The organism is Micromonospora sp. NPDC005710 (assembly GCF_040630995.1).
GTDB lineage: Bacteria > Actinomycetota > Actinomycetes > Mycobacteriales > Micromonosporaceae > Micromonospora.
In genome coordinates, this window is the sequence record NZ_JBEXYP010000034.1 from 1 (window position 1) to 14826 (window position 14826).

Below are 14826 nucleotides of genomic sequence, written 5' to 3' on the forward strand. Positions count from 1 at the left end.
CCCGCCGTGCCCGGCGCAGGGATCAAGCTTGACCGCCCGGAGCCGGGCACGGCGGGCCCCCGCCCCACCACCGCAACCCCCGCTCAACCATGACCGCCCGGAGCCGGGCACGGCGGGCCCCCACCCGCCGCAACCCGGCCCCAGCGTCCCCCCGGAGAGAAAAGCTCAGCCGACGACGGTAAACAACCGCCGCCGTGCCCCCAGCAACGCGACGGAAGCCAGCACCAGCCCGACCCCCATCGTGACCACGAGTGGGCTGGGGTCGCCCGGCAGCAGCCCGGCCACCGACCGTGACGCGGTGCCCAGGGCGAGGTAGAGACCGGCCCAGGCGGCCGCGCCGATCGTCGCGCAGCCGAGGAATCGGCGGTACGACATCCGCAGCCCACCGGCGGCCAGTGGCAGCAACGCGTTGAAGACCGGCAGGAACGGCGCGACGACGATCATCCGGCCGCCACCGCGGCGCAGGATGCCCTCCGCCGCCGCCCAGCGGGTCTCGCCGATCCACCCTCCGACGCGGCTGTGGCGCAGTCGGTCGGAGTAGCGACGGCCGATCAGGAAGCTCATCGACCAGCCGGCCAGGCAGCCGACGAGCACGGCGGTGAAGGTGGCCAGCCCGGTGCTCGGGCGGCCGACGCCGACGGCGGCGAGGATCGCGACGTCGCCGGGGATGAGAACACCCAACAGGGGTACGGCGTCGAAGAGCATGACGAGCCCGAGCGCACCCATCAGCAGCAGAACCGGTAGTTCTCCGATCTGGGCCAGCCATTGCGTCATGCGTCGACGCTATGGCCGACACGCCGGTGGGGACATCGGGTCGTGACCCCCAGTGACCCCTGGTATCCGCCTCGGGGTCGCCCCTGAGTCGGGTGTCGGCTCAGGCGGGACGCAGCACCTGCACGCGGCGGAGCGACGAGTCGACAGACGGTTCGGTGGTGGGCACCGGGTAGTCGGCCAGCACGCTCAGGCGGTCCGTCGGTAGGTGACCGCGGCCGGGGTCGCCGACGAGCACGTCGGCACCCGAGGCGGCGGCCCGCTGGAGGAAGGGCAGCATCCGGTCGGCCATCGTGCGGTCGTAGAAGACGTCCCCGGCGACCACCAGGTCGACCTTCGCGTCTGCGCTGTCGAGCAGGTCGTCCCCGGTGGCGTCGACGGCGACATCGTTGGCGCGGGCGTTGAGGGCGACGGCGGCGACGGCGTACGGGTCGATGTCGTTGGCGATGACCTCGGCGGCGCCGGCGAGCGCTGCGGCGATGGCCACCAGCCCGGATCCGGCGGCGAGGTCGAGCACCCGGCGGCCGGCGGCCAGCTCCGGGTGGTCCAGGAGGTGGCGGGCCAGGGCCTGCCCGCCGGCCCAGGCGGACGCCCAGTAGGGCGCCGGCAGCGCGTGCCCGGCGGCGGCTTCCATCCGGGCCCACCAGACGATCGCGTCCTCGGCCAGGTACAGCCGCACCTCGGGGACGAACGGGGTGGGCATCAACCGAAGCCGGTCCAGACCGGCGCCGGGTGCGTTAATCTCGCGTTCCAGCTCGGTCAGTGCGTCGGCTGCGGCATCCCTCATCGGCGCAAGCATGCCCCAGCGGCGGTTGATCGGGGCGGGTTTCACATGCCGCCGCGCAGAGTTCACCCGAGTTCAGTAAAAGACCTACGGCACTTCGGCCAGCGGATCGGGGTTTTGCCCGTTACTGTCGAACAGGTACGGGCGATCATCGGCCAGAGGCCGAGGGTCAGCCGCTTTGAACAGGGAGAGACGCATGGCAACCGGCACGGTTAAGTGGTTCAACTCGGAAAAGGGCTTCGGCTTCATCGAGCAGGACGGTGGAGGGCCGGACGTGTTCGTCCACTACTCCGCCATCGCCTCGAGCGGCTACCGGGAGCTCAACGAGGGCCAGAAGGTCGAGTTCGAGGTGACCCAGGGGCAGAAGGGTCCGCAGGCGGACAACGTCCGCCCGATGTAGCTCCGTGCCGGTGACGGCGGTCGGTTCTCCGGCCGCCGTCGCAGCGCACTCAAGACGCCACCGGGGCGGCGGGCAGGTCCCGCCGCCTCCGGATTGGCCCAACGAACAAAATCAACGGGGTGAGCGCCAGCCAGGCGGTCATCCCGATGATTGCCGTTCCGACTCCGTAGCGTGCGCCGATCGCTCCGGCCAGCACGGCGGCCAGCGGGATCGTGCCGTAGTTGAGCAAATGCATGCTCACCGTCACCCGGCCCAGCAGGTGGTGCGGCGTGTAGGTCTGCCGGAAGGCACCCTTGACCACGTTGCCGATGGCCACCCCCAGGCCGATCAGCAGACCGCCGAGGGCCGGCCAGGCCAGCCCGACGCCGGGTGCGGCGAGGGGGATGAGCAGCGCGGGCGGGCCGGTGAGCGCCCCCGCGACGAGCAGTGCCCGTGCGGTGCCGCAGCGCCGGGCCACAGTGGTGGCCAGCAGCGCTCCGATGATCCCACCGGCGCTCATCACGCCGACGAGCCCGCCCACCAGGCCCGGTTCGAGACGCAGGTCACGCACCAGGAAGACCACCAGGACGGCCTGGTAGCCGGTCAACCCGATGTTGCTGGCCGCGCCGAAGACGGTGAGCACCCGCAGGTACGGGTCCCGGACGACGAAGCGCAGCCCCTCGGTGATGTCCCGGCGCAGCGATCGGGACGGCTCCGAGCGGCGTACGCGTGGTTCGCGGGTGCGGATGCGCAGCAGCAGCACCGCGGAGACCAGGAACGTGAGCGCGTCCAGGAGCAGCGCGGCGACGGCACCGGTGAGCTGGGCGATCAGACCGGCGAGGCCGGGGCCGACGACGTAGCTCACGGTCTGGGTCGCCTGGAGTTTGGCGTTGCCCTCGGGCAGTTGCCCCGGGCGCAGCAGGACCGGCAGGTAGACCTGGTCGGCGGTTTCGAAGAAGACCCGCGCGGCCCCGGCGCTGAGGGCGACCAGCAGCAGTTGCGCGACGGTGAGGCGGCCCAGCAGGGCAACCAGCGGCACGCTGAGGAAGGCCACCGCGCAGAGCAGGTCGCAGAGCACCATCACCGGTCGGCGGGGTAGGCGGTCGACCCACGCGCCGGCCGGCAGACCGATCAGCAACCAGGGCAGCCAGGCGGCGGCGGTGAGGACCGCCACCTGGAAGGTGCCGGCGTCGAGAACGGCGACCGCGACCAGGGGCAGCGCGACGGTGGTGACGTTGCTGCCGACGCTGCTGACCGCCTGGCCTGCCCAGAGCAGTCGGAAGTCGCGGTGGCGCAGCAGCCCGCCGGTCGGCCGGACGTCGGTGGGATCGTCGCGGGTGACGCTGGTCACGGTCGGGCCGGTACGCCGTGCACGAACACGAAGACCGGCCTGCGCTCGGCGTCGTCGTCGGGTGACTCCCGGTCGGCCCAGCGCGCGAGAAGGTCGATCATCTCGTGGCTCAGCTCGGCCAGTTCCTCGGGTGTGAGGCGAAGCCAGTGGTCGGTGGAGAACGGCGCGTCGTTCCAGGTGGCCTGGGTGCTCTCGTCGGCGGCGTGCCAGGCCCGGGCGAGGGAGACGTGCCGGTCGAGGTTGAGCGAGGTGGCGGCGTCGGCGACCGCCCGGGAGGCCGGGTCGGCGTCGAAGTCGGTGTTGGACCAGCGCAGCCCTCGGGTGACCAGGCGCCACCACCGCTCGCGCCGGTCCCGGGCCAGTTCGGGCGCCTCGGTGACCAGGTCCGCGGCGGCGAGGACCTTGAGGTGGTGGCTGACGTTCGCGGGGGCCTGGTCGGTGCGCTCGGCGAGCATGCCGACGGTGGAGGGCCCGTGGACCTTGAACACGTCCATCAGCCGCCGGCGCAGGGGGTGGGACATGGCGGCCAGCACTCGGGAGTCGGTGACCTGGCGTACGTCGGGGCTGTCCATTCCGACAGCCTGACATCCGCAACAACTGTTGCGCAACACTTGTTGCCCAACAGTCGTTGCGGATTGCGTCAAGAGGGGCGGCCCGGCGGCTGAGAGCCGCCCCTCGCTCAGGCGACGAGCCGGCGGGCCAACTCGTCGGCCACCTGCTTGGCGATCGTGGGCGGGATCGCGGCCGCGATCTCCTCCGGCGTCAGCCCGGCCAGCACGCCCTGGATGATCGCCTCCTCGTCGGTGAAGTCCCGCTTGGACAACTCGGTCAGCGCGGCCTGCAGGGCGGTCACCTGCAGGGCGAGCGACCTGAGGGTCGGGTGGGCCGGCTTGTAGTTCGGCACCGTGGCGTCCTCACCCATCGCCATCCGGGTGTAGATCTGCCCGACCGGGTTGCGACCGTCCAGCACGGTCAGGTTCTTGTGGACGGTGGCGAGCCAGTTGTGCTCTTCGGGGGTCATGTCGTCGTCCTCCAGGAGTCCGATGGAGCTGAGGTAGCGGCGGAACAGGGGCCGCTGGTCGCGACCCGCCTTCGTGGCGTCGCGGAAGAAGCTGAAGTGGGTGTGCCAGCGGTGTGAGCTGTCACCAGTGGTGCGCTTGCCGAGACGGTCCCACCGCTTCACGGTGGTGCCGTCGGGGCTGTAGATGATCTCCCGGATGTCCCGGGTGTCGGCCGCGTTGGCCGCGCACTGCGCGACACACCAGACCGAGAAGCTGGCCAGGGTGTTGGTACGGCCGCCGGATCGGACCTCGAACCCACCGACGTCCAGCGCCGCCGCGTCCAGGGTCAGCCCGGCCCGGTCCCTGGGCGACTCGACCACCGAGTAGTCGTTGACGACCACCCGGTCTGATCCACAGTGGTAGCCGCCCCGGTGGGCCGAGTCGCCGACGATGCCGACCTCGCCCGGGTCCAGGTCGTCCGGGCCGGGGGCGTTGTCGAGGTGGGTGAGGAGCAGATTTCGGACGGCCAGAAGATTGGCCGGGGCCCGGGTCATGGGGTCCCCCTTTCGGAGAGGTGGGGACCGGGCACGACGTCACACCGCGTACGCGGTGCTGGGCTTTGGGCGGGCCCGGTCTACTGGTGCACGGCGCCGGGCGTTGACTCCACCATAGCCCGCGTTTTGGACAAACGCCCAGCTCAGGATGGGTTTGTTCAGATTGGAGGTTGCGCCGGGGCAGAGTGGACGATCGGCAGCAGCAGCGCCGAGGGGTGGGCCGGGTCGTGCAGGACCTGCCGCCAACCAGCACGCAGCGTCACCGCCGCGCCGAGAGGTTCACCGGTGCCGGGGTTGCGGGCCCACCGCGGATGGGCGCCACCGGAGACCTGCACCCGCAGGCGGTGCCCGGCGGCGAACCGGTACGCGGTCGGCCAGAGCGGCACCGGAATCCGCAGCGCCCCGGTTGGATCGGCCGGGAAGCGTTCGGGGGTGACCCGCACCAGGCCGTCGCACACGTTCCACGAGCGACCCCGGCGGTCCACGTCGCACAGTCGAACGAAGACGTCCAGGTACGCCAGCTCGCTGCGGACGTGGATCTCGGCGCGGACCGGACCGATCACCTCGACCGGCCCGGTCAGCGGCGCACTGGTGTAGGTGAGCACGTCGGAGCGGGCCTCGACGCTCCGGTTGTCCACCGGGCCGGCCCGCTTTGCGACGAGCAGTGGCCCACCCAGTGACGGGGTCGGGTCGACGGGGTCGTAGCGGAACTCGTCCGGCGGTGCCGCGACAGGTGGGCGGGCCGCCAGGCCACCACCTGATTGCAGGTGCCAGGCGGTCTCGACCGCCGGTGGGGGCCAGTCCGGCAGGTCCCGCCAGCCCTCGCCGGCACCGCTGACGTACAGGCGGACGGGCGACGCGGCGGACCGTGCCCGTTGACGCGGTCGAGGCGCGGCCGGCAGGTGTTCGTCGAGCCAGGCCAGCCCCTCGCGCAGCGCGGCGGCGAACAGTCCCGGGCTGCCGTGCGTCCAGGGGCCGATCACCAGGCGCGACGGTGTGCCGGCGGCGCGCAGCACGGCGTGGTCGTCGAGCTGGGCGGGCAGGAAGATGTCGTGCCAACCGGTAACCATGACCACCGGCGCCCGCACCTGGGCGACCCGGTCGGCGAAGACCCGGGTCCGCCAGTACGCGGCCTGCGGGGTGTGGTGGCGCAGCCACTCCTGGAAGAACGGGATGGTCACCCCGGTGGCCACCCGGTCGGCGTCGGCCAGTGGGAGGTGCCCCAGCGCGGCGGACAGCCGAGGCTGGCCACGTTTGAGTTCCCACTGCCGGGCCAGCCACGGCACGGTCTGCGCGTGCAGCAGCTCTGCCCAGGTCAGCACGGTGTCCAGGGCGAACGACTCCCCCGCGTACGTCGAGTCCCGGGTGGCCGACGCGGTCACCACCGCGACCATCGCCCGCAGCTCGTCACCGGCGTCGGCGGCCAGCGCCCACTGCGCGAAGCCCTGGTAGCTGACCCCGAACATGCCCAGTTCCCCGGACCACCACTGTTGGCGACGCAGCCAGTCCAGGGTGTCCACGCCGTCGTCCCGCTCGTGCACCAGCGGGGCGAAGGTCCCACCGGAGCCGCCGGTGCCCCGGCACGACTGGATCACCGCGTGCCGACCCCGGGCGGCGAGCAACCGGCCGAGCAGCCGCAGCGGCCCACCGCGCCCGTAGGGGGTGCGGATCAATACGGTCGGCGCGCCTTCGGCGGCGGGGGCGTAGTGGTCGGTGCGCAGCACCACGCCGTCCCGGGCCCGTACCGCCAGTTCACGGGTGACCCGTACCGGGCCGGGGCGGGTCGGTGGCAGGCGCAGCGCGGCGCCGGCGAGGCGGGACACGAGTCGGTCCGGCACCGTTCAGCCCGTCGGTCGGCGGGGTGACTCCGGCCGGGCGGCGCGCACCACGTCGCGGTGCCCCCGCAGCGACTCGCTCATCTCCGCCATGAACCGGTGCACCACCTCCAGCTCGTCCTCGCCGAAGCGGGCCATCACCGCGTCGGTGCGGGCGCCCAGCGGTTGGAAGAACTCCATCGCCAGGGCGGCACCCTGGTCGGCGTAGTGCAGCAGCACCTTGCGGCGGTCGGCGGTGTCCCGGTCACGGCGGATGTGCCCGGCGCGTTCCAGCCTGTCGATCAGGGCCGTGACCGAGCCGGAGGAGAGGTGGAGCTGTTCGCCGAGGCGGCCGGGAGTGATCGGGTCACCGAGGAGTTCGGCGTCCATCACCGCGATCAACGCCTGCAGGTCGGTCGGGTTGAGGCCGTGCTGGCTGGCGAAGGCGTGGCCGACCTGCTGGGCGTCCGACGCATACCGCCGGAGGTTGTTGGTGATCTCCGCGACCAGCTGCTCGCGGCGCGTGTCGCGCCGTCGGTACATGCCGTGAGTCGCCACCTCGCGCCGCTCTTCCCGTCGTCGGTTCCTCGGGTTGCAGCATAGAGCAGCGCTGGATAATCTCGGCCATCAAGATACTCGGCTTCCGAAAGACCTTGGGGTCATCTGATGTCTGTGTTCACCAGAGTCGCCCGTGGCCGCCTGGCCGCCTGGCTCACCGTGGCCGCCGCGATCGTCGTGGGCGCCGCCGTCTTCGGAACGCCCCAGCCGGACAACCCGGCGCCGGTCTCCGCCACCGGCCTGTCCGTGCAGTGGCAGTCGACCCAGGTGCAGCGTCTCCAGGACCAACTGCCGTCGCGCGACGTGCAGCCGGCCATCGTGGTGGTCACCCGGGGCGACGGCGGCGCGCTGAGCGAAGCCGACCGGGCCACCGTCGGCGCTCGCGCCGCCGACCTGCGCCGCTTCGCGGTGGGCGAGCAGGTCAGCCCCGCCCAGGTCTCCCCGGACGGCACTGTGGCCCTCGTCGCCGTGCCGCTGGACACCGCCGGCGGGCAGGAGGTCGTCACCGACAGGGTGACCGAGCTGCGCGCCGCCCTGGCGGACCTGCCCGACGGGCTGACCGCCGAGGTGACCGGCGCCCCGGCCTTCACCGCCGACCTCTCGTCGGTGTTCGACGGCGCCGACGTCACACTGCTCGCGGTGACGGCCGCCGTGGTCGCGCTGCTCCTGCTGATCACCTACCGCAGCCCGTTCCTGTGGATCGTGCCGCTGGTCGTGGTCGCCGCCACCGAGCAGCTCACCCTGCGCGCGGTGGACGTCATCGTGCCGGGCGTCGGAATCAACCTCCAGCAGGGTCAGGTCACCGGCATCGCCAGCGTGCTCGTCTTCGGCGCCGCCACCGACTACGCACTGCTGCTCATCGCCCGCTACCGGGAGGAGTTGCGCCGCGAGGAGGACCGGTTCGCGGCGATGCGCGCCGCGCTGCGCCGCACCGCGGAGCCCATCCTGGCCAGCGGCGGCACCGTCGTGCTCGGCGTCCTCACCCTGCTGCTCAGCGAGCAGGAAACCAACCGCGCGCTGGCCGTGGCCTGCGCCACGGGCGTGGTCTTCGCCATGCTCTCGGCCCTGTTCGTGCTCCCCGCAGTGCTCGTGCTCTTCGGTCGCGGCCTGTTCTGGCCATTCGTACCGCGCGTGGGTGGGCCGGTCCGCGAGGGTCGCCTCTGGGGTCGACTCGGCGCGGCCGTACAACGACGCCCGGTGGTGGTCGCCACGCTGGCCACCCTGCTGCTCGGCGGCCTGGCACTGGGTGGGCTGGGCATCCGCACCGGCCTGTCCGAAACCGAACAGTTCCGGGCCCAGCCCGAGGCGGTCACCGGGGCACAGACCCTGGCGCGGGCCTTCCCGGCCGGCAGCACCCAACCCGTCGCCGTGATCACCACCCCGGCGGCGGTACGGGCCGTCACCGACGCCGCCACCGCGGTACCCGGTGTCGCCTCGGCGCGCCCCGGCGACGCCGGCACGACCGTCGCCCAGATCGACGTGGTCCTCGACGCCGAACCCGGCACCACCGCCTCGGATCGGGCGATCGAGGCGCTGCGGGCGGCCGTCGCCGCCGTGCCCGACTCCGCGCCGCCGGCCACCGCCGGCGCCGACGCCCCGTCCGGGGCGATCGTCGGTGGCTCCGTGGCCGCCACCTACGACTCCGACGAGGCGAACGACAGGGACCTACGCCTCATCCTGCCGATCATCCTGCTTCTGGTCGGCGGCGTGCTCGTGCTCCTGCTGCGCGGCCTTCTCGCGCCGCTGCTGCTGGTCCTCACCGTCATCGCGTCGTTCTTCGCCAGCCTCGGCGCGGCCTGGCTGCTCTTCGACCACGTGCTGGACTTCCCCGCCCTGGACAGCGGGGTGCTGCTGCTCGCGTTCGTGTTCCTGGTGGCGCTCGGGGTCGACTACAACATCTTCCTGGTCACCCGGGCCCGGGAGGACGCCCGCAGCGCCGGCACCCGCGACGGGATGCTCTCCGCCCTCCGGGTCACCGGCGGTGTGATCACCAGCGCCGGAGTGCTGCTCGCCGCGGTCTTCGCCGTGCTCGGCGTGCTGCCACTGATCACCCTGACCCAGATCGGCATCATCGTCTGCATCGGTGTGCTGCTCGACACCCTGCTGGTCCGCACGGTCCTGGTGCCGGCGCTGGCGTTCCTGCTCGGCGACCGTTTCTGGTGGCCCGGCCGGATCACCAGCGAACGAGCGCCGGCCACCGAGCGCTCGCCCGAGCCGGCCGCCGCGCGCGACTGACCGACTCGTCGGGGCCGTGGCCAGTCCGGCACGGCCCCGACGAGGTCAGTACGCCAGGCAGACGCACTCGGTCATCAGCGCCCGCACGTTGCGCACGTACGACGGGTTCGGGATGGCCAGCGGCCGGCCCTCCCGCGCCACCGCGCCGTGCCCGACGTTGTACGCGGCGATCACCGCGTTGAGCAGGCAAGAATTCAGCTCACTGGTGCACAGTGCCGGGTCGAGGCGGAAGTCTGACTCGAAGTACATGTCGCCGATGTACTTCGTCGCCCAGGCCAGGTACGTGGCGCCGAGATAGGCGTTGTCCCGGTAGGAGTCGATCTCGTAGCTCTTTTCGAACCGCTGGTTCATCCAGGTAGCGGTGTCCGGCATCACCTGCAACAACCCGACCCCGCCGTCGCAGGCGTAGATGTTGGACTGCCACCCGCTCTCCTGCCAGGCGGTGGCCTTGAGCAGTGTGAGTGGGATGGTGATGTCCGGTGCCGAGACCGGCCAGTAGGTGCGGTCGGCAGCATCGGTGAGCGCCGCCTTCACCTCGGCCCGGGTCGCCTGGCTGCCCTTGTAGGTCGGCTTGCAGGAGCTCGGTGCCGGCTTCGGTGGCGCCGGCGGCACCTCGGTCTCGGTGGGCGGCTTCGCCACCGCGCGCGGCTTCGGCGCCGCGCTGGTCGGCTTCTTCGTCGGCTTCGGTGTCGGGGTCGCGCGACGACTCGGCGCGGAACCCATCGCCTCCACGGCGCTCAGCGACGGGCTCGGCTGCCCACCGACCTCGTCGGACGGGGCGTCCGTCGGCCCGTCGGTGACGACGACCGGGGCGGCCGGCCCCGACGGGCTCTGCCCCTCGCCGGCGCAGCCGACCAGCGCGCTCGTCAGGAGGAGCCCGGCGAGCACAGCGGCACCCAGGCGAACAGACCGTCGGACCATTGCCGTTGCCTCCCCCGTGTGACAGTCGTCGCACCCTAACAAGGTTCGACGGGCCGGCGTTGCCCCTGCGACGGTGGCCGGGGGGCCTCGTCCACCGAGGGTTGACCGTTGCCGACCGCCCGGTCCCGGGTCGCCCAGGCAACCATGAACACCACTGTCCAGAGCACCCCGAGCAGCACCGCGGCAGCGGTCCCGCTCGCCGTTTCCAGCCCCAGGTAGAGCCGCGCGCCGCCGATCCCGAGCACCCCCGCCGCGGCGGCGGTCCAGGCGGCCACGGCCACCGGCCAGTGGGCGCTGCGCGACACCAGCCAGGCCAGGGTGCAGAAGCTCGCCGCGACCACGGCGTTCTGGGTCGAGAGTGCGGCCACCTCACCGCCGCCCGGAGCGGTCCCGTTCGGGCTGGTCAGCTCGGCCACCACCGCCAGCACCACCAACGGCACGAACGCGCCCACGGTGCCGACCACGCTGAGCAGGTCGGCCCGCCAGGGTCGGTTGCGCCACGCCAGCACCGCCGCCACCAGCGCCACCAACAGGATCAACACCGACCCGCGTACCACCGACACCACGACGAGCGTGGCGTCGGCGGCGTCCGGGGTACGCCGGTCGGCGAACCACCCCGCGACGGCGCCGTCCAGCGCGGCCAGCCCACTGTTGCGCACCGCCACCGCGAGCAGAGCGGCGATGGCGAGCCCGGCGGCGAACAGCAACAGCAGCCCGGCGGCCAGATTGAGCAACAGCGTCCAGGCCGGGCCGATCCGCACTGCCACCAGGAAGAACAGCACCCCGTAGCGGGCGGTGAGCCACCGCACCGGGGGCAACGCGCCGGCCCGCGACAGCAGCGCGCGCACCGGGTCGGGATTCCGACCCAGCCAGCGGCCGACGAGCACCACCCCCACCATGCCGGCCAGCAGCAGGAACGCCACCCCGGTGGCCCGGCCGAGCAGCCGCGAGACCGTGTCGTACGACTCACCGGCGAGGTGACCGAGCAGCACCGAGCCGCCCACCCAGGTCACCACCCCGGCCAGGTTCCACAGGGCGAACCGCCGGTACGGCATGCCTGCCGCACCGGCCAGCCGGGGCACCAGGGTGCGGGCGAAAGCCACCCACCGGGCGGCGAACACCCCGCGCCCACCGAGACGGGCGAGCATGGCGTCGGCGCGGGCCCACCGCTGCGGCCCGACGCGGTGACCCAGCCCGGCGCGCAGCCGGGAGCCGTACCGCCGTCCGGCGCGAAAGGCCAGCCCATCGCCGAGGACCGCCGCGACGATCATCGCGAGCAGCGCCGGCCCGAGCCGCAAGGTACCGTTGTAGGTGAGGAAGCCGACCAGCAGCAGGGTAGCCTCACCCGGCACGAGCAGGCCGAAGATCACCGCGGTCTCGCCCGCCACGATCAGCGCGGCGACCAGGTAGATCCACAGGGTGGGCAGACCCTGCACCCAGGTCAGCAGGTCGTGCACTCAGGCCCCCGGGACACGGGAGCCAGCATGCCAGCCGCGGGAACCACCGGCACAGCGGTTTCACCATAGATCAGGGGCACCTGGGGGTGACCCCGACGCAGCCTGCGCGAGCGCAGGCGGAAGGATAGAGGGTATGCAGCTTCGCACCGACCTCCGCAACGTCGCCATCATCGCTCACGTCGACCACGGTAAGACCACCCTGGTCGACGCCATGCTGCGGCAGGCCGGGGCGTACGGCGCCCGGGGCGAGAACACCGAGCGGGTGATGGACTCCGGGGACCTGGAGCGGGAAAAGGGCATCACGATCCTGGCCAAGAACACCGGCGTGCGCTACCTGCCGGCGGACGGCTCCGACCCGGTCACCATCAACATCATCGACACCCCCGGTCACGCCGACTTCGGCGGTGAGGTCGAGCGCGGCCTGACCATGGTCGACGGTGTGGTGCTGCTCGTCGACGCCAGCGAGGGCCCGCTGCCGCAGACCCGCTTCGTGCTGCGCAAGGCGCTGCGGGCCCGGATGCCGATCATCCTGGTGATCAACAAGGTGGACCGTCCGGACGCCCGGATCAAGGAGGTCGTGGACGACACCTACGAGCTCTTCCTCGACCTCGACGCCGACGAGGAGCAGATCGACTTCCCGATCGTCTACGCCTGCGCCCGCGACGGCATCGCCTCGCTGACCCAGCCCGCCGACGGCTCGGTGCCCGACGACAGCACCTCCCTGGAGCCGCTGTTCCGCGCTCTGCTGGACACCATCCCGGCCCCCGCGTACGAGGACGGCGCCCCGTTGCAGGCGCACGTCACCAACCTCGACGCGTCGCCGTTCCTCGGCCGCCTGGCGCTGTGCCGGGTGCGGCAGGGCACCATCAACAAGGGCCAGACGGTGACCTGGTGCCGCACCGACGGCAGCACCCAGCGGGTCCGCATCTCCGAGATGCTGATGACCGAGGGCCTGGAGCGTAAGCCGGCCGAGACCGCCGGCCCGGGCGACATCATCGCCGTCGCCGGCATCCCGGAGATCATGATCGGTGAGACCCTCGCCGACGCGGAGAACCCGGTGGCGCTGCCGCTGATCACCGTCGACGAGCCGGCCATCTCGATGACCATCGGCACCAACACCTCGCCGCTCGTCGGCCGGCTCAAGGGCTCCAAGGTCACCGCCCGGATGGTCAAGGACCGGCTCGACAAGGAACTGGTCGGCAACGTGTCGCTGCGGGTCCTGCCGACCGAGCGGCCGGACGCCTGGGAGGTGCAGGGTCGCGGCGAGCTGGCGCTGGCCATCCTGGTCGAGCAGATGCGCCGGGAGAGCTACGAGCTGACCGTCGGCAAGCCGCAGGTCGTCACCAAGGAGATCGACGGCAAGACCTGCGAGCCGGTCGAGCGGCTGACCATCGACGCCCCGGAGGAGTACCTGGGCGCGATCACCCAGCTCCTCGCCACCCGCAAGGGTCGGATGGAGCAGCTTGTCAACCACGGCACCGGCTGGATCCGGATGGAGTGGCTGGTTCCGGCGCGCGGCCTGATCGGCTTCCGCACCGAGTTCCTCACCGACACCCGGGGCACCGGCATCCTGCACCACGTCTTCGAGTCGTACGAGCCGTGGTTCGGCGAGCTGCGCACCCGCAACAACGGCTCGCTCGTCGCCGACCGGGCCGGCGCGGTCACCGCCTTCGCGATGACCAATCTGCAGGAGCGCGGTCAGCTCTTCGTCGAACCGACCACCGAGGTGTACGAGGGCATGATCGTCGGGGAGAACTCCCGCTCGGACGACATGGACGTCAACATCACCAAGGAGAAGAAGCTCACCAACATGCGGCAGTCAACCTCCGACGAGACCGAGAAGCTGGTCCCGCCGCGCAAGCTCACCCTGGAGCAGGCGCTGGAGTTCTGCCGCGAGGACGAGTGCGTCGAGGTCACCCCGGCCACGGTGCGCATCCGCAAGGTGGTGCTCGACCAGCAGCTGCGGGGCCGGGCCACCGCCCGCCGCAAGCACGCCGGCTGACCCCACCAGCACCCGACACCGGGCGCGTCGGCCGCTTGCGGCCGGCGCGCCCGTTCGCTGTCCCCCGACGGGTACGCGGGGCCCGCCCCCGGGTGATCCGCTACGGTCACCGGCATGACCTGGGATGATCTCGACGCCCACCTGGACCGGGTGCCCGGCACCGTCTCGGCGTACGTGGGGCGGCTCGACGCGCCGCCCACCTGGACCCGGCACGCGCACGCCGCCCACTACGCCGCGAGCACCATGAAGGTGGCGGTGCTCGCCGCGTTGCACCGCGCCGCCGAGGCCGGCACCCTGGACCTGGACGCCCCGGTTCCGGTCGTCAACGACTTCGACTCCGCCCAGCCCGGCGCACCCCGCTTCGCCTGCGCGCGGCCCTACGACAACGACGACGCGGTCTGGGACCGCATCGGCGGCACCGCGACGCTGCGTTGGCTGGCCGACCGGATGATCGTTCGGTCCAGCAACCTCGCCACCAACCTCGTTCTCGGCCACGTCGGGCTGCCCGCGGTCGCCGAGGTCTGGGCGCTCGGCGGCGCCCGCACCAGCGTCACCGGCCGCGGCATCGAGGACTTCGCCGCCCGCGAGGCCGGCATCACCAACACCGTCACCGCCGCCGACCTGGCCGCCCTGCTCGACGCCCTGGCCACCGGGGCCGAGACACCCGGCCCGCTCGCCTCGCCGTCGGCCTGCCGCACCATGCTCGACGTCCTGCTCGCCCAGGAACACCGCGAGGACCTCGCCGCAGGCCTGCCCGAGGGCACCCGCATCGCGCACAAGAACGGCTGGGTACGCGGCGTCCGCCACGGTGCCGGCGTGGTGCTGCCCGACGACGCCCCGCCGTACCTGATCGCCGTCTGCACCACCACCGACCTGGCCGGGGGCGACGACCAGGTGGAGGACGACGCCTGCCTGCTGCTCGCGCACATCTCGGCACAGGTCTGGGCGGCCCGCCACCAGCTCTGACCCGACGGCCGCAACGGCCAGGCCTGGCATCCA

At 72.3% G+C, this 14826-nt stretch carries 13 protein-coding genes; 4 read left to right on the forward strand and 9 right to left on the reverse strand.

Annotated elements, in window-relative coordinates; translation table 11 throughout:
• Window positions 1-165: 165 nt before the first annotated feature.
• The gene (locus tag ABZ406_RS29190; RefSeq protein ID WP_357768470.1) at window positions 166-774 is read right to left on the reverse strand and encodes a VTT domain-containing protein; all 609 of its coding nucleotides are present in this window, start codon (window positions 772-774) and stop codon (window positions 166-168) included.
• A 100-nt stretch (window positions 775-874) separates the two neighbouring features.
• The gene (locus tag ABZ406_RS29195; protein ID WP_357768472.1) at window positions 875-1558 is read right to left on the reverse strand and encodes a 50S ribosomal protein L11 methyltransferase; all 684 of its coding nucleotides are present in this window, start codon (window positions 1556-1558) and stop codon (window positions 875-877) included.
• A 193-nt stretch (window positions 1559-1751) separates the two neighbouring features.
• Between ABZ406_RS29195 and ABZ406_RS29200 the strand changes: the two genes are divergently transcribed.
• Window positions 1752-1955 carry a cold-shock protein gene (locus tag ABZ406_RS29200; RefSeq protein WP_007462771.1) on the forward strand — a complete coding sequence of 68 codons (204 nt, stop codon included), beginning with the start codon at window positions 1752-1754 and terminating at the stop codon, window positions 1953-1955.
• A 49-nt stretch (window positions 1956-2004) separates the two neighbouring features.
• On the opposite strand, the gene ABZ406_RS29205 is transcribed toward ABZ406_RS29200, so the two are convergent.
• The 5 genes from ABZ406_RS29205 to ABZ406_RS29225 all read right to left on the reverse strand — a co-directional run bounded on the left by ABZ406_RS29205 (window position 2005) and on the right by ABZ406_RS29225 (window position 7197).
• Window positions 2005-3285, reverse strand: coding sequence for an MFS transporter (locus ABZ406_RS29205; protein ID WP_357768474.1), 1281 nt, complete (start codon window positions 3283-3285; stop codon window positions 2005-2007).
• Complete coding sequence (locus tag ABZ406_RS29210) at window positions 3282-3857, reverse strand: helix-turn-helix domain-containing protein (protein WP_357768476.1); 576 nt, start codon at window positions 3855-3857, stop codon at window positions 3282-3284. The genes ABZ406_RS29205 and ABZ406_RS29210 overlap by 4 nt, the downstream gene beginning before the upstream one ends.
• A gap of 107 nt (window positions 3858-3964) precedes the next feature.
• On the reverse strand, window positions 3965-4840 hold the full coding sequence (locus tag ABZ406_RS29215) for a hypothetical protein (protein ID WP_357768478.1): 876 nt from the start codon (window positions 4838-4840) through the stop codon (window positions 3965-3967).
• Between the two features lie 158 nt (window positions 4841-4998).
• The gene (locus ABZ406_RS29220; RefSeq protein WP_357768480.1) at window positions 4999-6678 is read right to left on the reverse strand and encodes a CocE/NonD family hydrolase; all 1680 of its coding nucleotides are present in this window, start codon (window positions 6676-6678) and stop codon (window positions 4999-5001) included.
• A gap of 3 nt (window positions 6679-6681) precedes the next feature.
• Window positions 6682-7197: a MarR family transcriptional regulator gene (locus tag ABZ406_RS29225; RefSeq protein ID WP_357768482.1), complete on the reverse strand. Its 516-nt coding sequence runs from the start codon at window positions 7195-7197 to the stop codon at window positions 6682-6684.
• A gap of 123 nt (window positions 7198-7320) precedes the next feature.
• Here ABZ406_RS29225 and ABZ406_RS29230 point away from each other — a divergent pair, with 123 nt between their 5' ends.
• Window positions 7321-9447: an efflux RND transporter permease subunit gene (locus ABZ406_RS29230; RefSeq protein WP_357768484.1), complete on the forward strand. Its 2127-nt coding sequence runs from the start codon at window positions 7321-7323 to the stop codon at window positions 9445-9447.
• Window positions 9448-9492: 45 nt separating this feature from the next.
• Here the strand turns inward: ABZ406_RS29230 and ABZ406_RS29235 are convergent, their stop codons facing one another.
• Together ABZ406_RS29235 and ABZ406_RS29240 are read right to left on the reverse strand one after the other, a co-directional pair.
• Window positions 9493-10368, reverse strand: a complete 876-nt coding sequence (locus tag ABZ406_RS29235; RefSeq protein ID WP_357768486.1) for a transglycosylase SLT domain-containing protein — start codon at window positions 10366-10368, stop codon at window positions 9493-9495.
• A 35-nt stretch (window positions 10369-10403) separates the two neighbouring features.
• Window positions 10404-11825, reverse strand: coding sequence for a DedA family protein (locus tag ABZ406_RS29240; RefSeq protein ID WP_357768488.1), 1422 nt, complete (start codon window positions 11823-11825; stop codon window positions 10404-10406).
• 133 nt (window positions 11826-11958) lie between these two features.
• Here ABZ406_RS29240 and typA point away from each other — a divergent pair, with 133 nt between their 5' ends.
• Both typA and ABZ406_RS29250 read left to right on the forward strand, forming a co-directional pair.
• Entirely contained in the window at window positions 11959-13827 is a 1869-nt protein-coding gene (typA, locus tag ABZ406_RS29245; RefSeq protein WP_357768491.1) for a translational GTPase TypA, read from the forward strand.
• Between the two features lie 114 nt (window positions 13828-13941).
• Window positions 13942-14793: a serine hydrolase gene (locus ABZ406_RS29250; RefSeq protein WP_357768493.1), complete on the forward strand. Its 852-nt coding sequence runs from the start codon at window positions 13942-13944 to the stop codon at window positions 14791-14793.
• The last annotated feature ends 33 nt before the right edge of the window (window positions 14794-14826 follow it).

Bases quoted from the DNA above. Each gene is read 5' to 3' on its own strand.
- ABZ406_RS29190 (WP_357768470.1), bottom strand. From the start codon at position 774: ATGACGCAATGGCTGGCCCAGATCGGAGAACTACCGGTTCTGCTGCTG.
- ABZ406_RS29195 (WP_357768472.1), bottom strand. From the start codon at position 1,558: ATGAGGGATGCCGCAGCCGACGCACTGACCGAGCTGGAACGCGAGATT.
- ABZ406_RS29200 (WP_007462771.1), top strand. From the start codon at position 1,752: ATGGCAACCGGCACGGTTAAGTGGTTCAACTCGGAAAAGGGCTTCGGC.
- ABZ406_RS29210 (WP_357768476.1), bottom strand. From the start codon at position 3,857: ATGGACAGCCCCGACGTACGCCAGGTCACCGACTCCCGAGTGCTGGCC.
- ABZ406_RS29215 (WP_357768478.1), bottom strand. From the start codon at position 4,840: ATGACCCGGGCCCCGGCCAATCTTCTGGCCGTCCGAAATCTGCTCCTC.
- ABZ406_RS29225 (WP_357768482.1), bottom strand. From the start codon at position 7,197: ATGTACCGACGGCGCGACACGCGCCGCGAGCAGCTGGTCGCGGAGATC.
- ABZ406_RS29230 (WP_357768484.1), top strand. From the start codon at position 7,321: ATGTCTGTGTTCACCAGAGTCGCCCGTGGCCGCCTGGCCGCCTGGCTC.
- ABZ406_RS29235 (WP_357768486.1), bottom strand. From the start codon at position 10,368: ATGGTCCGACGGTCTGTTCGCCTGGGTGCCGCTGTGCTCGCCGGGCTC.
- typA (WP_357768491.1), top strand. From the start codon at position 11,959: ATGCAGCTTCGCACCGACCTCCGCAACGTCGCCATCATCGCTCACGTC.
- ABZ406_RS29250 (WP_357768493.1), top strand. From the start codon at position 13,942: ATGACCTGGGATGATCTCGACGCCCACCTGGACCGGGTGCCCGGCACC.